At 56.7% G+C, this 19401-nt stretch carries 12 protein-coding genes; 2 read left to right on the top strand and 10 right to left on the bottom strand.

Going from position 1 to position 19401, the window contains the following annotated elements; translation table 11 throughout:
• Nucleotides 1-280: 280 nt before the first annotated feature.
• Nucleotides 281-1255, bottom strand: coding sequence for a deoxyhypusine synthase family protein (locus tag BQ5379_RS03390; protein ID WP_071134140.1), 975 nt, complete (start codon nucleotides 1253-1255; stop codon nucleotides 281-283).
• A gap of 391 nt (nucleotides 1256-1646) precedes the next feature.
• On the opposite strand from BQ5379_RS03390, the gene pta reads away from it, so the two are divergent.
• Both pta and BQ5379_RS03400 read left to right on the top strand, forming a co-directional pair.
• The gene (gene pta / locus BQ5379_RS03395) at nucleotides 1647-2660 is read left to right on the top strand and encodes a phosphate acetyltransferase (protein WP_071134141.1); all 1014 of its coding nucleotides are present in this window, start codon (nucleotides 1647-1649) and stop codon (nucleotides 2658-2660) included.
• Between the two features lie 138 nt (nucleotides 2661-2798).
• A complete protein-coding gene (locus BQ5379_RS03400; RefSeq protein WP_071134142.1) occupies nucleotides 2799-4028 on the top strand; it encodes an acetate kinase in 1230 nt (409 codons plus the stop codon).
• A gap of 759 nt (nucleotides 4029-4787) precedes the next feature.
• On the opposite strand, the gene guaA is transcribed toward BQ5379_RS03400, so the two are convergent.
• The 9 genes from guaA to BQ5379_RS03445 all read right to left on the bottom strand — a co-directional run bounded on the left by guaA (nucleotide 4788) and on the right by BQ5379_RS03445 (nucleotide 19139).
• The gene (gene guaA, locus BQ5379_RS03405; protein WP_071134143.1) at nucleotides 4788-6317 is read right to left on the bottom strand and encodes a glutamine-hydrolyzing GMP synthase; all 1530 of its coding nucleotides are present in this window, start codon (nucleotides 6315-6317) and stop codon (nucleotides 4788-4790) included.
• 64 nt (nucleotides 6318-6381) lie between these two features.
• Nucleotides 6382-7326 carry a ribonuclease Z gene (locus tag BQ5379_RS03410; protein ID WP_071134144.1) on the bottom strand — a complete coding sequence of 315 codons (945 nt, stop codon included), beginning with the start codon at nucleotides 7324-7326 and terminating at the stop codon, nucleotides 6382-6384.
• On the bottom strand, nucleotides 7326-9128 hold the full coding sequence (gene rpsA / locus BQ5379_RS03415; RefSeq protein WP_071134145.1) for a 30S ribosomal protein S1: 1803 nt from the start codon (nucleotides 9126-9128) through the stop codon (nucleotides 7326-7328). The genes BQ5379_RS03410 and rpsA overlap by 1 nt, the downstream gene beginning before the upstream one ends.
• A 229-nt stretch (nucleotides 9129-9357) precedes the next feature.
• Nucleotides 9358-9822: a DUF5041 domain-containing protein gene (locus tag BQ5379_RS03420; protein ID WP_071134146.1), complete on the bottom strand. Its 465-nt coding sequence runs from the start codon at nucleotides 9820-9822 to the stop codon at nucleotides 9358-9360.
• Nucleotides 9823-10136: 314 nt separating this feature from the next.
• A complete protein-coding gene (gene pheT / locus BQ5379_RS03425; RefSeq protein ID WP_071134147.1) occupies nucleotides 10137-12638 on the bottom strand; it encodes a phenylalanine--tRNA ligase subunit beta in 2502 nt (833 codons plus the stop codon).
• A 334-nt stretch (nucleotides 12639-12972) separates the two neighbouring features.
• Nucleotides 12973-14049: a thioredoxin family protein gene (locus tag BQ5379_RS03430; RefSeq protein WP_071134148.1), complete on the bottom strand. Its 1077-nt coding sequence runs from the start codon at nucleotides 14047-14049 to the stop codon at nucleotides 12973-12975.
• A 146-nt stretch (nucleotides 14050-14195) separates the two neighbouring features.
• The gene (locus BQ5379_RS03435) at nucleotides 14196-14747 is read right to left on the bottom strand and encodes an FKBP-type peptidyl-prolyl cis-trans isomerase (RefSeq protein WP_071134149.1); all 552 of its coding nucleotides are present in this window, start codon (nucleotides 14745-14747) and stop codon (nucleotides 14196-14198) included.
• Between the two features lie 221 nt (nucleotides 14748-14968).
• Complete coding sequence (gcvP, locus tag BQ5379_RS03440) at nucleotides 14969-17824, bottom strand: aminomethyl-transferring glycine dehydrogenase (protein ID WP_071134150.1); 2856 nt, start codon at nucleotides 17822-17824, stop codon at nucleotides 14969-14971.
• A gap of 148 nt (nucleotides 17825-17972) precedes the next feature.
• On the bottom strand, nucleotides 17973-19139 hold the full coding sequence (locus tag BQ5379_RS03445; protein ID WP_159431206.1) for a 5'-nucleotidase: 1167 nt from the start codon (nucleotides 19137-19139) through the stop codon (nucleotides 17973-17975).
• Nucleotides 19140-19401 lie beyond the last annotated feature (262 nt).

Here is a 19401-nt window from a genome sequence, read left to right on the forward strand (position 1 = left end):
CTTTCGCTGCCCTACGTAGGGCAGCGAAAGGCTGTTTTGGTATGAAAATACAGATCATATTTCCCCATCCCCCGCCACTTCCGATTTTTCCGGCGCCGCTTTATTCCACCCGCCTCCTCAAAAAACCTGTACCTTCGATTCTCGTAATCTACCTGCCCCGCTCAAAAGAATCCAGACCTCCTCCCCATCCCTCCCAACTCACAACAATACCCCGAAAACAAACGGCGGTGTCCTGCAACCAAAACAGGACACCGCCGCATAAAATCGAGACAGGCAGGGACTACCAGCCCAAAATATAAGCGAACATCAACGGCGCTACGATCGTGGCATCGCTTTCCACGATGAACTTCGGCGTATCGACGTCAAGTTTACCCCACGTAATCTTTTCGTTCGGCACGGCACCCGAATACGAACCGTACGAGGTGGTCGAGTCCGAGATCTGGCAGAAGTAGGCCCAGAACGGGGTTTCTTCCCAGCCGAGGTCCTGATACATCATCGGCACGCAGCAGATCGGGAAGTCACCCGAGATACCGCCGGCGATCTGGAAGAATCCGACACCTTTGCCGCCGCAGTTGTTTTTGTACCAGTCGCACAGGAACATCATCGTTTCGATACCGCCCTTGACGGTCGAAGCCTTCAGTTCGCCTTTAATCACATACGAGGTGAAGATGTTCCCCATGGTCGAGTCTTCCCAGCCCGGCACGATGATCGGTAGGTTCTTTTCGCAGGCAGCCAGCATCCAGCTGTCTTTGGGGTCGATTTCGTAATACTGTTCGAGTTCGCCGCTGCGGATCAGCTGATACATGAACTCATACGGCAGGTAGCGTTCGCCCTTGGCATCGGCCGCTTTCCAGATTTTTTCCATGTGTCCCTGCAGACGGCGGAAAGCCTCTTCTTCGGGGATGCAGGTATCGGTCACGCGGTTCAGGTGGTTGTCGAGCAGTTCACGTTCCTGTTCGGGAGTGAGGTCACGGTAATGCGGCACCCGTTTGTAGTGCGAGTGAGCCACCAGATTCATCAGGTCTTCTTCGAGGTTGGCACCCGTACAGGTGATGATCTGCACCTTGTCCTGGCGGATCATTTCGGCCAGCGAAATACCCAGTTCGGCCGTGGACATCGCCCCGCCGAGGGTGATCATCATTTTACCGCCGGCATTGATGTGTTCTTCGTAAGCCTTGGCGGCATCCACCAGCGCAGCCGCGTTGAAGTGGCGATAATTGTGCGTAATGAACTGTGAAATCGGTCCTTTGCTCATTTTTGACAAAATTTAAGATCAATAACTGGCTACGAAGGTACGAATTAATTACCGGAATATATCTTATGAATTTCGGACAGAAAGCCGTACCTTTGTTTGCACCGAAAAAAGCGAGAGCCTGCAACGCCGTTTTACAGCCATCGACACGAGCGGTTTCGACAGTCCGCAGACTGTGTCAGCGTACGGTTGGGAGCGGAAAGAACCCCCGATTTCGAACGCCACAACGGATGGATTTTCCCCTACAACGGTCTGCTCAACTGGATGAAATTTTCGCTACGAACCCGCTGGGGCCCGCGCAGGTCTTCCCGGCACCGTGACACGCCCAAGGAGAGGCAATGCCCCGGTGCAACACGGGTACTTTCCTTGAAATGACGATAAAAACAACCAGATAATGGAACTATTAGACAGAATCAGAGAACAAGCACGGTCTGCCAAACAGCACATCGTGCTGCCCGAAGGCAACGAAGAACGCACCATGCGTGCCGCCAACGAAGTAGTCGAACAAGGCATCGCCGACATTACCCTGATCGGTAACCCCGACGAACTCAAGAGCCTGGCCGCCGACTGGGGACTGGAACACGTCACCAACGGCGACATCCGCATTGTCGATCCCGCCAACCACCCCAAGAAAGAGGCCTACATCGAACTGATGCTCCAGTTGCGTGCCGCCAAAGGGCTCACCCGCGAACAGGCCGAAAAGCTGATTCTCAATCCGCTCTACCTGTCCGTGCTGATGATCAAGGCCGGTGACGCCGACGGCGAAGTAGCCGGTGCCGGCAACGCCACGGGCGACGTCCTCCGTCCCGCCTTCCAGTACGTGAAGACCAAACCGGGCATCTCGGTCGTATCGGGCGCCTTCATCATGCTCCTCAAGGACAAACACTACGGCGAAAACGGCATGATGGTCTTCGCCGACTGCGCCGTACACCCCAACCCCACCGCTCCGGAACTGGCACAGATTGCCGTCGAAACCGGTAAGACGACCCGCGCCATCGTCGGCATGGAGCCCCGCATCGCCATGCTCAGCTTCTCGACGAAAGGATCGGCCAAAAACGAAATGGTCGACAAGGTGGTCGAAGCGACCAAACTCGCCCAGGAGATGGCTCCCGACATGAAGATCGACGGCGAACTGCAGGCCGATGCCGCCATCGTTCCCGGCGTAGGTGCCAAGAAAGCTCCCGGTTCGAAGATCGCCGGCCGTGCCAACGTGCTCGTCTTCCCGACCCTCGAAGTGGGCAACATCTCCTACAAACTCGTGCAACGTCTGGCCGACGCCGAAGCCATTGGCCCGATCCTGCAAGGGATGGCCGCCCCGATCAACGACCTTTCGCGCGGCTGCTCCGTCAGCGACATCGTCAACCTGATCGCCATCACCGCCTGCCAGGCCCAGGCCGAACGCAAATAACGACCACCGAGCGCCCCACGCCAAAGTTTCGGATGCGCCAGCATCCGCGAAAAGTTCTTTGGGTCCCTTTCTTCCAAGAAAGGGACGGTCGCCTGCGGGTAAGTTCCCTTATATAAACACTACACAACACACCAAATAATGATTATTCTCGTACTGAACTGCGGCAGTTCATCCATCAAATACCAGTTGATCCAGATGGCCAGCCAGACCGAGCACAAACTGCTCGCCAAGGGGCTTATCGAACGCATCGGCCTGACCGACGGTATCCTCACCCACAAACCCACCGGGAAGCCCAAATTCGAATTCGTGCAGAGCATTCCGGACCACTCCGTGGGTATCAACCTGATCCTCGACGCGCTGACCGACGAACACCACGGCGTCATCAAGAGCCTGAGCGAAATTTCGGCCGCCGGCCACCGCGTGACCCACGGCGGTGAATACTTCTCCGACAGCGCCATCGTCAACTCCACCGTCAAACAGCAGATCGAAAGCTGCTTCAAGCTCGCCCCGCTGCACAACCCCGCCAACCTGAAGGGGATCCTCTCGATCGAACGTCTGCTGCCGACCATTCCGCAGGTAGCCGTCTTCGACACCTCGTTCCACCAGACCATGCCGCGTGAGTGCTACCTCTACGCCATCCCGTACAAATACTACGAAGAAGACCGCATCCGCCGTTACGGTTTCCACGGCACCAGCCACAAATATGTAGCACAGAAGGGATGTAAGATGACCGGTCTGGACTTCGAAAAATCGAAAGTCATCACCTGCCACATCGGCAACGGCGCATCGATCACCGCCATCAAAAACGGCCGTTCGTTCGACACCTCGATGGGTTTCACCACCGTCGACGGTCTGATGATGGGTACCCGCAGCGGCGAGATCGACCCCGGCGTACTGCTCGAAATCATGGACCGCGAAGGGCTCAGCACCCAGAAAGCTACCGACCTGATTAACAAACAGTCCGGTCTGCTGGGCGTGAGCGGTATTTCGTCCGACTGGCGCGACGTGCGCGAAGCTGCCGAAAACGGCAACGACCGTGCCCAACTCGCCCTGGACATGTACATGTTCCGTCTGAAACGCTTTGTCGGCGCCTACATGGCTGAACTCGAAGGCGTGGATCTGATCGTCTTCACTGGCGGTATCGCCGAAAACGTGGCCAAACTGCGCCACACTGTATGTAAAGGGATGGAGTCGATGGGCATCTACCTCGACAACCAGGCCAACGAAGCTGCTTACGGCGAAGACGCCATCATTTCGCTGCCCAATTCGCCCGTGAAGGTCGTAGTCGCCACCACCAACGAAGAGCTGGTGATTGCTTCGGACACCTTCCGTCTGCTGCGCAAGCGGCCCGAAAACGCCGCCGAATAAGCCCGGTTACGCGTTTTATCGACCGACGGTCGAGAGAGCAACAGAAAATAAAAGCGGCCGAAACGCCGAAAAACCCACACGAGGAGATGTGTTCCTAAGACACGACGCACTACCCCTAATAAGGTTTTTCGAGTTATTGTGCCATACGTTTACAAAAGACGCGGTTACGTTTTTGAATGTAAAACGTAACCGCGTCCTTATTTTACAGCCCCTTTATACAGTTTCTATCACGTAAATCCGGCTATTCCTATACCGATCTTTTCTCCGCAGCAGTTATCGACCGTAAAACCCCGCAAAAAACAACAGACCATTCACCACAACAAGGCAACATTATACACCTTGCAAGCTCTTATACGGGTCAAATTTCATACAACAACAATTCCGCCTTTATCCCCTCTTCCACAACAAATACGCTATCTGATATTCTTTCCTATTCCAATATTTCGATCTTTTCACACGGCCCCTATCACTTTCACTTCTGATTCAATAGATCGGTCTTTTATAAAAGCACTATCTCCTCCCAATACACCCTTGCGAGATCCATAGACTCTATATCCTGCCCCACACCATAACGTCATTGCACACGCAAGGCAACGGAAACACTCCACGACAGCTTTCTCCCACCAAACACCAGTAATCCACCACCCGCAAAAACGACAGACGCGGGACGATCCTTTGTCCGGATCGTCCCGCGTCTGATGATTTATCGAGGAACGGAGTATACTAAGAGCGATTTTCTCTCTGACTCACTCCCCTTCTCTATTCCCATTCGATCGTTGCCGGCGGTTTCGACGAGATGTCATAAACTACGCGGTTGATCCCGCGCACCTTGTTTATGATGTCGTTCGACACCTTGGCCAACAGTTCGTAGGGCAGGTGTACCCAGTCGGCCGTCATGCCATCGGTCGAAGTCACGGCGCGCAGAGCAACGCACGACTCGTAGGTACGTTCGTCCCCCATCACCCCTACGCTCTGTACGGGCAGCAGCATTACGCCGGCCTGCCATACCTTGTCGTACCAGCCCCACTCACGCAGCGCGTTGATGAAGATGGCATCTGCTTCCTGCAGGATGCGTACTTTCTCTTTGGTCACCTCGCCGAGGATGCGGATTCCGAGACCCGGCCCGGGGAAGGGATGACGTCCCAGCAACAGGTCAGAGAGACCCAGTTCGCGACCGATGCGGCGAACCTCGTCCTTGAACAACAGACGCAGCGGTTCGACGATCTTGAGGTTCATCTTTTCGGGCAGACCACCAACGTTGTGGTGCGACTTGATCGTCACGCTGGGTCCATTGACCGACACCGATTCGATCACATCGGGATAGATGGTTCCCTGTGCCAGCCACTTCACCTCTTTGAGTTTCTGAGCTTCGCTGTCGAATACTTCGATGAAGTCACGACCGATGATCTTGCGTTTCTTTTCAGGATCGGTAACCCCCTTGAGGTCGCCCAGGAACTTGTCGCCGGCATCCACGCCGATCACGTTCAGCCCCATGTTCTTGTAGGAGTCGAGCACCGAGCTGAACTCGTCCTTGCGCAACAGGCCCATATCCACGAAGATACAGGTCAGGTTCTCACCGATGGCCTTGTGGAGCAGCACGGCGGCCACCGACGAATCGACCCCGCCCGACAGTCCGAGCACGACCTTGTCGTCGCCCAGCTGTTCGCGCAGTTCGCGGACCTTGGTTTCGATATACGACGCAGGGGTCCATTCCTGTTTGCAGCCGCAGATATCGACTACGAAGTGTTTCAACAGTTTGATCCCTTCGGTCGAGTGATAGACTTCCGGGTGGAACTGAATGCCCCAGGTATCCTCGCCGGCGATGTGGAAGGCGGCCACGCGGACATCTTCCGTACTAGCGATAATTTCACATCCGGTGGGTTCCTTGACGATTGTGTCGCCGTGCGACATCCACACCTGGGTGGGATCGCTCAGGTCGCGGATCAGGGCGTTATCGGGCTGCACCTTGGAGAGCATGGCCCGACCGTACTCGCGGGAGTTGGAGGGAGCCACTTCGCCGCCAAAATGGTGGGCCAGGTATTGCGCCCCGTAACATACGCCGAGCAGGGGGAGTTTCCCTTTGATTCCGCTGAGTTCGATCTGCGGAGCCTCCTGGTCGCGCACCGAGAACGGACTCCCCGACAGAATCACGCCCCGAACCGACGCGTCGATTTCGGGATAGTGGTTGTAGGGGTGTATCTCGCAATAGACGTTCAGTTCGCGTACGCGCCGCGCAATGAGCTGCGTGTACTGCGATCCGAAGTCGAGGATCAGAATTTTTTCCTGCATACAAAAAGATTTATGGTTTTACAAAGTTACACCATTCGACCGAGAATTCCGCTATCCCAATGGTCTATTTCTCCTCGATTTTCAACGAATGATCCTTTCCGAGGGTCAAAATCATGCCGTCGTGCCCTAAAACGGACTCCGGGAACTCGGTTCGGGCTTCATCGAGCAGCGGTTCGATATCCTTGTAACGCGACGAATAGTGGCCCAGCAACAGGTGGTGCACCTGCGCCCTGGCAGCCAGACGCGCGGCCTGTCGTGCGGTCGTATGGCCGGTCTTGAGCGCCAGCTCCTTGTCGGCGTGCAGATAGGTCGCTTCGTGATACAACAGATCGACGCCGGTCACCATCTCCGCCACCTTGCCCGAAGGGGTCGTGTCGCTGCAAAAGGCGTAACTGCGTGGCTCATAGGGCCGGTAGGTCACCTCCTCGTTGGCCAGTTCGAGCCCGTTGGCCAGCGTGATCGCTTCACCCCGTTTGAGGGCCGCGATCTGCAGCGGGTCGAGACCGTACAGTTCGACCTGCTCCTTGTGGACATTCAAAGCGGGCTGTTTTTCGCGGAAGAGATAGCCGCAACAGGGTACCCGGTGCCGCAGCGGAATCGACGTCACGGTCATCACCCGGTTTTCCCACACCTGAACCGTCTCGCGTGCATCCACTTCGCGGATTTCCAACGGATAGGGCAACTCCACCTGATAGAAGGAGAAGTGACTGCGCAACATCTCGGCAAAGGGTCGCGGTGCGACGATCTCGAGGGCACGCTGCCGCCCCATCATGGCCATCGTCGAGAGCAAACCGAAAATACCGTAGGTATGGTCGCCGTGCAGATGGGTGATGAATATGACGTTCAGTTTCAGCGGATTGATTCCGTACCGGGCGAGCTGGTACTGGGTTCCCTCGCCGCAATCGATCAAAAAAAACTGCTCATGTACGTTCAGTACATGAGCAGTATGGTGCCTGGAAGGAGCCGGACGTGCCGAACTACATCCCAGTATGGTAACCTGGAAGGTCATTAGTTTTTACCTTCGAGCTGTGCTTTGAGTTCAGCCAGGCCGGAGATGTCACCGAGCGTGGTTTTTTCCATCGACGAAGAGAGTTTCTTAACGGCTTCCTGGGTCGATGCCTCTTTCACTGCATCTTCTTTGGCTTTGGCTTCTTCGAAGGTGCGGGTGTGCGAGAGGATGATCTTGCGGTTGTTTTTACCGAATTCGAGCACGCGGAATTCGAGGGTTTCACCTTTGGTAGCGGTGGTACCGTCGGCTTTCACCAGACCGCGCGAGGGAGCAAAACCTTCGCCGCCTTCGTTCAGGGTAACAACGGCGCCTTTATCGGTCAGTTCGGTAATCGTACCGGTGTGGATCGTGTCTGGTTTGTAGATAGTTTCGTAAACATCCCACGGGTTTTCTTCGAGCTGTTTGTGACCGAGGCTCAGGCGACGGTTTTCCTTGTCGATTTCGAGCACCTGCACTTCGATCGGAGCGTCGATCTGGGTGAATTCCGACGGATGTTTGATTTTCTTGGTCCAGCTCAGGTCGCTGATGTGGATCAGACCATCGACACCTTCTTCGAGTTCAACGAACACGCCGAAGTTGGTGAAGTTACGCACACGTGCGGTGTGGCGCGAACCAACCGGGTATTTGGTTTCGATGTTTTCCCACGGATCGGGGGTCAGCTGTTTGATACCGAGCGACATTTTGTGTTCGTCGCGGTCGAGGGTCAGGATCACGGCTTCCACTTCGTCGCCGACTTTCATGAAGTCCTGAGCCGAGCGGAGGTGCTGCGACCAGCTCATTTCGCTGACGTGGATCAGACCTTCGACACCCGGAGCGATTTCAACGAATGCACCGTAGTCAGCCATCACAACGACTTTACCTTTGACTTTGTCGCCTACTTTGAGTTCCGAAGCGAGGGCATCCCACGGGTGCGGGGTGAGTTGTTTCAGACCCAGAGCGATACGTTTCTTGGCATCGTCGAAGTCGAGGATAACGACATTGAGTTTCTGGTCGAGTTGAACGATCTCTTCGGGATGGTTCACGCGGCCCCACGAGAGGTCGGTGATATGGATCAGACCGTCTACGCCGCCCAGGTCGATGAATACGCCGTAAGAGGTGATGTTTTTAACGGTCCCTTCGAGGATCTGGCCTTTTTCGAGTTTGCCGATGATGTCTTTTTTCTGCTGTTCGAGTTCGGCTTCGATGAGGGCTTTATGCGACACAACCACGTTGCGGAATTCCTGGTTGATTTTGACCACTTTGAATTCCATGGTTTTGTCTACATAGATATCGTAGTCGCGGATCGGTTTCACGTCGATTTGCGAACCGGGCAGGAAGGCTTCGATACCGAAAACATCAACGATCATACCGCCCTTGGTGCGGCACTTGATGTAACCCTTGATGATTTCGTCTTTTTCGAGCGCTTCGTTGACGCGATCCCACGAGCGGAGCTGACGGGCTTTCTTGTGCGAGAGGATCAGCTGACCTTTTTTGTCTTCGGCCGATTCCACATACACTTCCACTTTGTCACCGACTTTGAGGTCGGGGTTGTAGCGGAATTCGCTGCTGGGGATCACCCCTTCGGATTTGAAACCGATGTTCACGAGCACTTCGCGTTTGTCGATCGAGGTAACGGTACCTTCCATTACTTCGCCGGCCTGGATGTTCGAGAGGGTCTGGTCGTACTCTTTGGCGATCTGTTCTTTCGATTCGCCACCGTAGATGGCAGCTTCGGTTTCAAATGCGTCCCAGTTGAACTGATCGACGGGGATCGAGGCGTTCGAAGGTTTCTGAGCCTTCGTTTCTTCTGCGTTTGTAGTCATTTTGTTGTTTGTTGGAATGAAACTAAACGGGTTAGACATTATGTATTGACACCTTGCAACAGCACGCGACTGCCGAAAGGCGTGGCAAAGGTACGATATTTTTTTAATTTACAAGCCGTTGCCGATATTTTTCCCGGGACAAAACGCCTTGTTGCAACCTTTCGCTGGCGACCCGAAATTTTCACGGACAACATTTTCGGGACAGGAGTCACCCGAGGTCAGGTACCCGCTAAGGTTCCCGTTTTTCGACTCCGATACGGACCACCCAATAGTGCGGCATCCGATCGAAAGCCGTGTTGGTCATTTCCGGATCCAGTTCAGGTTCCATGCAGAAGCGGCTCACCGGAGCACCATAGGCTTTTGAGAGATCCGCGTCGTACCAATAGGCACCGAAAAGCATCACCGGCACCATTTCGCCCGGTTTCAGGCCACAGGGTGTGAACGGTTTCGGCCTATAGGAATTGTAGTATTTGAAATCGGGTTCGGCCTTGCGGAATCTCAGGAACGTTCCCACCTGTCCACGCTCCTTCATCCCACAATGCAGCGAGGCTGTCGAATCCGACAGCGGCACGAAATGAAGGCTCAACGTCGTCACATAGGTCGAATCCCAGGCCGAATAGACATTCCCCAGCACCGCACGCCTCAGGGTCTTGACCGAGTCGCGCCCGATGTACTCATCAATCTGACAAACCACCCGCAGGGTCGTATCCCGAAGGCCCGAGAGGTCGTACTTGTAGACCTACATTTATTCTTTTCCAGCAGTTCCTGCCAGTCGGCTACGCCGACCGATGCGGGTCGGGGAACAAAACTCCCGATATCGACCAGTGAATTTTGTAACGCCATCCACTCCGTTTTCGCTGTCGCAAGCGCTCCATGAAATCCGAAAATCAGCAATGACCCGATCAAAATCCTTTTCATAATCTTTCGGGATAAGTCCAATAGCATAAAAAACAGGAACCCCTGCGAAGGAGTTCCTGTCAGAATATACAAACGTTCGCCACCGACCGGTTACGCCCGGACTTGTGCACCGGTTGCCTTGGCCAGCGCCGCGGCGATATTGCCCATGATCCGTTCAATTTCGGTATCGGTCAGCGTCTTGGTGGTATCTTCGATCACGAAGTTCAACGCATAGGACTTCTTGCCTTCGGGCAGTTTGTCACCTTCGTAAACGTCGAACAGACCGACCGACTTAAGCAGTTTCTTCTCGGCCTTCGAGGCGGCTTCGCGCAACTGCGAGAAGGTAACGTTCTTGTCAACCAGCAGCGCCAGGTCGCGTTTCACCTCGGGGTACTTCGACAGTTCGGCAGCCTGCACCCGTACCGTTTCGACGATTTTCTGCAGGTGGCCGACGTTCATCTCCATGAAATAGACCGGCTGTTTCAGGTCGAACGTACCCCGCGCCAGCTTCGGAGAGACAACCCCCATCTCAAAGAGTTTCTTACCGCGGATCTTGTAGGCAACAGCCTCACTGTACAGATCCGACTCGATAGTTTCATAGAACCCCTCGTAGATGTTGACGCCGAAACGCTGCAGAAGTTGCTCGGTCAGGTACTTCACGGTGAAGAAGTCCGACATCTGCGGCTTCGGGGCGTTCCAGTTGGGCTGACGTTCCAGCCCCGTAACAGTCAGAGCCAAACGCCGTTCTTCGCTGTAGGGTTTGAGCGTACCCTTGGCACCTTCGGCGGCAGCCGCAGCGGGCGAGAAGAAGTAGCAGTTTCCGAACTCGAACAGACGCAGGTCACCGTTCCGCCGGTTCACATTCAGCGCCACAGCTTCGAGAGCATTGAAGAGGAGCGTTTGCCGCATCACGTTGAGTTCGTTGCTCAGCGGGTTGAGAATCTTGACGCAGTTTTCGGCCGGATATGCCACCAGACCTTCATAATAGGCTCCCCGGGTCAGCGAGTTGCTCATGATTTCGACGCACCCCTGCCCCACCAGCAGATTCGATGCAGCCTCGATCAGCCGGTTCGGTGTCTTCTGGTTACCGTACGTAATGACGTTCTTGATATAGTGGGGGTTGGGAACATTATTGAAGCCATAGATACGCAGAATCTCTTCGGCAATGTCGGCTTCGCGCTGCACATCGACACGATAGGCCGGTACGGCAATCGCCAATACGGTATCGCCATTCGCTTCGGTCCGTTCGCTGCGAATTTCGATTTCAAGACCGGTCAGGATGGCTTTGGCCGTTTCGACCGGGATGTCAGCTCCGATCAGTCGGTTGATGCGACCGAGATTGACCTCGAATTCGAACGGCCCGATCTTCTGGGGATAGAGATCCACCACCTCGGAAGCGATCGTTCCGCCGGCCAGTTCTTTGACCAGCAGCGCTGCACGACGCAGAGCATAGGCGGGCATATCGGGGTCGGTACCGCGTTCGAAGCGGAACGAAGAGTCGGTGCTGAGCCCATGACGACGGGCACTCTTGCGCACGGTCACGGGGTTAAAATAGGCCGCTTCGATAAAGATGTCGGTGGTGGTGTCGGACACGCCACTGTCCAGACCGCCAAACACGCCGGCCAGACACATCGGGCGCTGCTCGTCGCAGATCATCAGGTCTTCGGCCGAGAGTTTGTGTTCCACGCCGTCGAGCGTAACGAAGGGTTCGCCCTCCTGGGCACGCCGCACCACGATCTTATGGCCGGCCACCTTGCCCATGTCGAAAGCATGAAGCGGCTGTCCACATTCATACATCACGTAGTTGGTGATGTCCACGACGTTGTTTTTGGGATTCAGACCGATGGCGCGCAGACGCTGCTGCAGCCAGTCGGGACTGGGGGCGATTTTCACTCCCTTGACGGTCACGCCGCTGTATCGGGGCGCGCCGGCCGGATCTTCGACCACCACGTTTACGGGCAGTGCGGTCGGATCATCCACACCGAAAGCCGACACGTCGGCCAGTTTCGCCTGAGTCGGCTGCCCGTTGGCCGTCAGATAGGCGGCCAGGTCGCGGGCCACGCCGTAATGCGAAGCGGCATCGATACGGTTCGGGGTCAACCCCACTTCGTACACATAGTCGTCCTGCATATCGTACACTTCGGCTGCCGGCGTACCGGGTTTCGTTGCCGGGTCGAGCACGATGATGCCGTCGTGTGCGGTTCCGACGCCGATTTCATCTTCGGCACAGAGCATCCCGAAGGATTCCACCCCGCGGATTTTCGATTTTTTGATTTTGAAGCCCTCCTCTTCACCGGTCGGATAGAGCACGGTGCCGATTTGAGCCAGGATCACCTTTTGACCGGCAGCTACGTTGGGTGCGCCGCACACCACCTGAAGGGGTTCGGCTCCGTCGCCGACCGATACGGTGGTCACGTGCAGGTGGTCGGAGTCGGGATGGTCGGTGCAGGTGAGCACTTCGGCCACGACCAGCCCCTGAAGCCCGCCGCGGATGCTTTCGACCTTTTCGATCCCTTCGATCTCCAGCCCGGCAGCGGTCAGTATCGCTGCGGCCTGATCGGCCGACAGGTCGGTTTTAACGTATTCTTTCAGCCAGTTGTAAGAAATCTTCATCTTGCGTACTATTTTTATCGGAACGATCTCTCCGCCGGACGCCAGACAGTCTGCACACTGCCCCGCCCTGCTGCGAACATCCGCACGAAAGCGTCCTACAAGACAACCTCCGGTCTGACTTCCGCCACCAGGCCGGCACCCTCGGCAGAGACCTTCAACTTTAGTTATTCCTCATTTACAGGGGCAACCTACGCCCCACACCTGCATCACACGCTACGGGGTCTTCACTCCGCACCGGCACTCTCCGACACAGGAACCCTCTCAAACAGAGGCTCCGCACCCTTCGGAGAACAACAAACGGTCGCGTGTATAAAGGAGTGTAAAGATAGGAATTTTATTTCAAACGCTCACCCAACTCTTCCAGTATCGTCGCATTGTTTACAGAAAACTGGGCGACGCGGACGTGATTGACAATTCTGGCAGCCGCATTTCGAGCCTCCTTGTCGCCCCTTTCTGCCACCACCTCAAGCGAGATGGCCAGCGGCAACTGGTACGATTCGGGCACCTGATCCATCAGCAGCCCCAACCGGGCCACATACAGTGCCAGCTCGTCGGAGCCGCGTAATTCGGCCACTTCGGCCATCGATTGCAGGAGCGGCTCAGCGGAGAGGCCGAGATTATGGGCACTCGTCACGATTTTCTGCGTCGCCTCGGCCTGGAACGGAGCGCTGCCGACCGTATAGGCCAGCATCGCCCGCAAGAGCGTTTCGGTCAACACGGGATCGACCTTACCGGCCCCGAGCTGCTGACGGAAAACCGAAACATGTTTTTCGAGATAGTCGAACGCAGGCGAGCCAAAACGATTCACCACCCCGTTTTCGAACAGCGGCCAACAGATACTGGTCGCCACGTCCGTCGGCAACTGACCGGCCAAAAACTCCTCCATGGCCTGATCAGTGGCCAACGTGTCGCCGTTCTCGGCGGCCGAATAGACCTGCCTCATCTGCCAGGCTCCGGCTCCCTGTGTGGTCATCAGAATCGCCTGCAGACGCTGCTCGAAATCTTCGGCATCGAGGGTCGTATCGATTTTGTCCACCACATCGCCGTTGGTGTTGAAGACCACAATGCTGGGATAGGCAGTCACCTGATACATCTGCGCCAGATCGGCTCCGTCCGGGGTATCGGTCGGGACCTGCACGGCCAGGAACTCGGCTTCGATCAACGACCGCACGGTCGAGTCGCTCAACACACGCTCGGACATCCACCGGCTGCGGTAGTCCCAGTCGGCATAGAACTCGACAAGCAGCAATTTGCGTTGCTGTTTGGCCACGGACAGAGCGGCGTAAGGGTCGTTTCCCCAATATTTCAACCCGCGTTTGGTCTCCTGACCGTCGGACGTACCGGCCCTCGCCGTGCCTAATGCCAGACACAGCCCGCTGAGGAGAATACCTATACGCCAACCTGTTTTCATCTGATGTTCATCTTTTGCGGGATGCTCGACCACCCCGTGCGCTTCGCCACACGTCCTACAGGCGAAAAAGCAAAAAGGGTTCCCGCGGGACAGCATAGCTTACCCTTGCCGCGAGAACCCAGAGTGCGTCGAAAATCAGTACCGGTCTAGTGGTGGCAACCGCAGCCGTCGCCGCAATCTCCGCCATCGCAGTCGCCGCCGTCGCATCCGCAACCGCACGAGCAACCGCCACCCATCGGCATCATGTCCTCGGGCGTAGCTTCGCGCACGCCGAGTACGTCACCGGTGAAGTTGAGCGTTTTGCCGGCCATGGGGTGGTTGAAGTCCATCGTCACGTCGTTTTCGTTGACGGCTTTAACCGTACCCATCAGTCGGTTACCGGCCTGGTCGGCCATGGGCAGCACGTTGCCGACGATCAACATATCGTCCGGGATGGCGCCGTCCACCATAAAGACATCCTTGGGCAGGTTTACCACCGCCTGCGGATTGATTTCGCCGTATCCTTCGGCGGGAGTCAGCACGAATTCGAATTTGTCGCCCACCTCTTTGCCGGCGATAAACTCTTCGAATTTGGGCAGGAGCATCCCCACGCCATACACGAATTCCAACGGCCGATCAGCCGTAGCCTGGTCAGCCACCTGACCGTCCACGGTCAGCGTATATGCCAACGATACGAATTTGTTTTCTGAAATTTTCATCTATTCTTTATTAGTAATTCACATTCACCTTTCTTCAGCAGGCAAAGTCATGAGATGCGCAGCATCTCCGAAAGTTTTTCTGGTTCTCTTTGTTCACAAAGAGAACAGTCGTCTGCCCTTCCGAGTCTTTTGGCGGCCCTCATCCCGTCCGTCCCAACTGTCCCTCCATCTCATCCACCTCATCCACCCCATCCGACCGCTCCCACACCTATGCCGGGCCGCTATCGGTACGACTCCAGCGGTTCGCAGGTGCAGACGAGGTTACGGTCGCCGTAACCCGCATCGATCTTCGACACGTAGGGCCAGAATTTGTTTTCGGCCACCCACGGCAGCGGAAAAGCAGCCTGCATCCGCGAGTAGGGATGGTTCCAACCGCCTTCGCCATCGGCGCCGCAGCATTCAACGGCCGTGTGCGGTGCGTTTTTTACGATATGGTCTTCCTGCCCTACCGACGCCTCGCATTCGGCCTTGATGGAGATGAGCGTTTCGAGGAAACGGTCGAGTTCGGCCTTGGGCTCGCTTTCGGTCGGTTCGACCATCAGCGTATCGTGTACCGGGAACGAAAGGGTCGGTGCGTGGAAACCGTAGTCCATCAGACGGCGCGCAATGTCACCCGTTTCAACTCCGTAGTCGGCGCGGAAGTTGCGGCAGTCGACGATCATTTCGTGACCGACACGTCCCGTTTCGCCCGTATAGACAATGCCATAGTGTCCTTTCAGGGCACAGGCCATGTAGTTGGCCGCCACGATCGCCATTTCCGATGCGCGACGCAATCCGGCCGCTCCCAGCATCTTGATATAACCGTAAGAGATCAGCTGCACCAGCGCGCTGCCCCACGGTGCGGCCGATACGGCCGTGATACCCTCCTCGCCGCCGGTTTTGACGATCGAGTGCGAGGGCAGGAACGGGGTCAGGTGTTTGGCCACACCGATCGGGCCAACACCGGGACCACCGCCGCCGTGCGGGATGGCAAAGGTTTTGTGCAGGTTCAGGTGGCAGACGTCGGCACCGATGTAACCGGGCGACGAGAGGCCGACCAGTGCGTTCATGTTGGCACCGTCGAAGTAGACCTGCCCGCCGTTGGCATGGACGATCTCCATGATCTCCTTGATCTTGCTTTCGAAGATCCCGTGGGTCGAGGGGTAGGTAATCATCAGGCAGGCCAGGTTGGCTGCGTTTTCTTCGGCTTTCTTGCGGAGGTCATCGACATCGACGTTCCCGTTCTGGTCAGTGGCCACGACCACGACTTTCATGCCGGCCATGGCTGCCGAAGCGGGGTTCGTACCGTGTGCCGAGGCGGGGATCAGGGCGATGTTGCGGTGGTAATCGCCGCGGCTATGGTGGTAAGCCCGGATCACCATCAGACCGGTATATTCGCCGGCAGCACCGGAGTTGGGTTGCAGCGAAACGGCATCGAAACCGGTGATAACGGCCAGATCGTGCTGCAGACCGCGGATCATCTCCAGGTAACCTTCGGCCTGATCGAGCGGCACGAAGGGGTGAACGTTGCCCCATTCGGCCAGCGAGAGAGGCATCATCGAAACGGCGGAGTTGAGTTTCATGGTGCACGACCCGAGCGAAATCATCGAGTCGGCCAGCGAGATGTCGCGACGTTCCAGCTTTTTGATATACCGCATCAGATCGGTTTCGTTGCGGTATTTATGGAATACCTTTTCGGTCAGGATTTCGCTCTGACGGGCAAACGCTCCATCGAACCAGGTTCCTTCGGCGATTTCATCGAGTACGGGTGCGGTTTTGCCGGCTGCTTCGGCGAAGATGGCGGCCACGGTGTTGACGTCGGCCAGCGTGGAGACTTCGTCGAAACTGAGGTGAACGGTATTTTCGTTCGGATAGAAGAGGTTCAGCCCCTTCTTCACGGCAATGGCTTCGATCTTTTCGGCGTCGGCGGCCACTTCGAGGGTATCGAAGTAGTTGTCCGAAGCGAGTTCATAGCCGAGCCCCTTGATCAGTTCGGCTGCGGCATACGCATGCGAATGGGCGTGCAGGGCGATCCGTTTGAGCCCTTCGGGACCGTGATATACGGCGAACATACCGGCCATCGTGGCCAGCAGCGCCTGAGCCGTACAGATATTGGAGGTTGCGCGTTCACGTTTGATGTGCTGTTCACGCATCTGGAGCGCCATGCGCAGTGCGGGATTGCCCAGACGGTCGACCGATACGCCGATGATACGGCCGGGCATGTTGCGTTTGTAGGCATCTTTGGTAGCCATATAGCCGGCGTGCGGACCGCCGAATCCCATCGGAATACCGAAACGCTGGGTCGAACCGACCGCGATGTCGGCACCCCATTCGGCGGGAGCCTTCAGCAGCACGAGCGACAGAATGTCGACATCGGCCGTCACGAGCATTCCACGTTCGTGGCAGGCTGCGGTAAAGGCGGTATAATCGGCGATATGGCCGTTGGCTGCCGGATACTGGAGCATGGCACCGAACTCTTTGCCGGTGAACTCATACTCTTCGAAGGAGTCCACTGCCAGCTCGATACCGAGGGGTTCGGAACGGGTGAGCAGCAGGTCGAGGGTCTGCGGGAAGATGTTTTCGTCCACGAACAGGATGTTGCGTCCCTCTTTCTGGGCCTCACGCGAGCGGAGGTTGAACATCATGATCATGGCTTCGGCAGCGGCAGTCGCTTCGTCAAGCAGCGAGCAGTTGCTCACGGGCAGCCCGGTGAGAGAGCTGACCATGGTCTGGAAGTTGAGCAGCGCTTCGAGACGGCCCTGCGAGATTTCGGCCTGATAGGGAGTATACGAAGTGTACCAGGCGGGATTTTCGAAGATGTTACGCAGAATGGCGGCCGGCGTGGCAGTACCGTAGTACCCCATCCCGATCAGGGTGCGGAGGGGTTTGTTCTTGCGGCCGAGTTCGCGGATGTGTGCAGCGAAGTCGTTTTCGCTCATGGCCTCAGGGAGGTCGAGCGGTTCGTGAAGTTGAATTTGCGGCGGAACGACCTGATCGATCAGTTCACCGACCGATTTTACTCCGATCACGGAGAGCATCTCTTCGACCTCTTTGGGGCCGTTGCCGATATGGCGATTTACAAATTGATCCTGAGCCATGGGTTAGAAAATTTAGCGTCTTAAAGTAACAAAGGTACGGACAAAAGCCGAGATTCAAAAATCTGCCGTCCGGATAAATTCATTGCATGTTGTTTCCCCGCTTTTTCCCCGATTACACAGCCCCTGCCTCAACCTGTCGCTCCGGCTATCACCGTTCGAAAATGGTCCGGCGTTCCCGTTCGGCGATCGAGCGCACCCACCGTTCGGGACCGGCCGACCAGTTGTCACGCGCACGCGGCCGGAGTTCCGGATGCTGCACCAACCACCGGGCCAGCGCCAGCCGATAATCCGCCGCCACCGTATCGACCCGCACGCCCATCTGCTGCAGGTCACGGGCACGGAACGAATTAAGCACCACGGTATAACTCTTTTGAGGATCGAACGGCTCGCCCTGCTCGTTCTCATAAACGGTCACCCGGTGGCCGTAGTGCGCCGTCAGGTTGACCCGGAACCGGATTCCCGCCACATCGTCATGGAGATAGTACGGCACCTTGAGCCGCACCAGATCGGACTCTGGCCCCTCGATCCGGAAAAAACGCATACCGAAGATCTTTTCCAGCCACTCGTCCAGCTGTTTCCCGGTGATTCGCGCCGTCACCAACGCATTGTCGTATCGGAACAGCCGCAGCACGTCGCCCAGACACACTTCGCCGGCGGACAGCGTGGCATCCAGCACCGGAGGCGCGAAGAACGACACGTTGGCCGTGGCGGCCGCCGTGAAATGGAAACGATGGAACAGATCGGAAAAGGCCGACGGCCCGAAAAGAGCGTCGCGCGTCGTGACCGTCGTATCCAGCCGCGCCACGGGAGTCAGAAAGAAACGGCGCACCCGGTCGCCATCCGCCCCGAAACGCTCCTCCACTGCCCTTGACACGCGGAGTTCTTGAAAATCAAACCGCCTCGCTTCAACCGCCGCATGCCCTTCGACCACATAACGGTCCACCACGAGCCACTCCGTCTCGCCCAGCGAATCGACCGCCCCGCGGGTCACCCGGAAACAGTTCAGCACCGAGTCGCGCTCCGCCGCAGCGACATACCCAGCCCGCTGCATGGCACGCTGCCGCAGGGTACTGTCGGCCAACGCCAGGTAGATTCGATCGCCGAGCGAAAGTTCCCGGAGCGGAACGTCTACCAGAAACAGATTCTCTTCGCCCAACTCTTCCCGCCACCGATCGGCAAACGCCGTCACGGCCTCGATCGACCCGGCACGATAACGGTTCGTGAGCGGATCGAAGGCCGTCAGACCGGCATCGCCGCGAGTGACGATCAACCGGGTATGCACCTGTGCTTCTGCCTTGCCCACTGCAAGCAGCAAAAACAGCAAAAGTGTAGTTAGTCCACGCATGGGAGAATCAAAAAACAAAGCACAAACAGACTGTCGTCCGAACATTCGGGGGAAGAGCCCCGTACGCTGAATAGTCAGGCCGGACACCAAACCCGAAAATCCTCAACACAGATATGCTCCAACCCGCTCAGGCGCACCTCACGCAGCCCGCACCTCCACAGCCTGCCCTTCAGCCCGGCAACAGATTTGCCCCGGTCCTTCCCAACAGACTCGCCAATCGCCGTTTCGGAAC

Origin of the sequence: Millionella massiliensis (assembly GCF_900104655.1) — a bacterium.
In the GTDB taxonomy this organism is placed as follows: Bacteria; Bacteroidota; Bacteroidia; order Bacteroidales; family Rikenellaceae; genus Rikenella; species Rikenella massiliensis.

Excerpts from the sequence above, each read along its gene's own strand:
- BQ5379_RS03390 (WP_071134140.1), bottom strand. The coding sequence starts at position 1,255 with ATGAGCAAAGGACCGATTTCACAGTTCATTACGCACAATTATCGCCAC.
- pta (WP_071134141.1), top strand. The coding sequence starts at position 1,647 with ATGGAACTATTAGACAGAATCAGAGAACAAGCACGGTCTGCCAAACAG.
- BQ5379_RS03400 (WP_071134142.1), top strand. The coding sequence starts at position 2,799 with ATGATTATTCTCGTACTGAACTGCGGCAGTTCATCCATCAAATACCAG.
- guaA (WP_071134143.1), bottom strand. The coding sequence starts at position 6,317 with ATGCAGGAAAAAATTCTGATCCTCGACTTCGGATCGCAGTACACGCAG.
- BQ5379_RS03410 (WP_071134144.1), bottom strand. The coding sequence starts at position 7,326 with ATGACCTTCCAGGTTACCATACTGGGATGTAGTTCGGCACGTCCGGCT.
- rpsA (WP_071134145.1), bottom strand. The coding sequence starts at position 9,128 with ATGACTACAAACGCAGAAGAAACGAAGGCTCAGAAACCTTCGAACGCC.
- pheT (WP_071134147.1), bottom strand. The coding sequence starts at position 12,638 with ATGAAGATTTCTTACAACTGGCTGAAAGAATACGTTAAAACCGACCTG.
- BQ5379_RS03430 (WP_071134148.1), bottom strand. The coding sequence starts at position 14,049 with ATGAAAACAGGTTGGCGTATAGGTATTCTCCTCAGCGGGCTGTGTCTG.
- BQ5379_RS03435 (WP_071134149.1), bottom strand. The coding sequence starts at position 14,747 with ATGAAAATTTCAGAAAACAAATTCGTATCGTTGGCATATACGCTGACC.
- gcvP (WP_071134150.1), bottom strand. The coding sequence starts at position 17,824 with ATGGCTCAGGATCAATTTGTAAATCGCCATATCGGCAACGGCCCCAAA.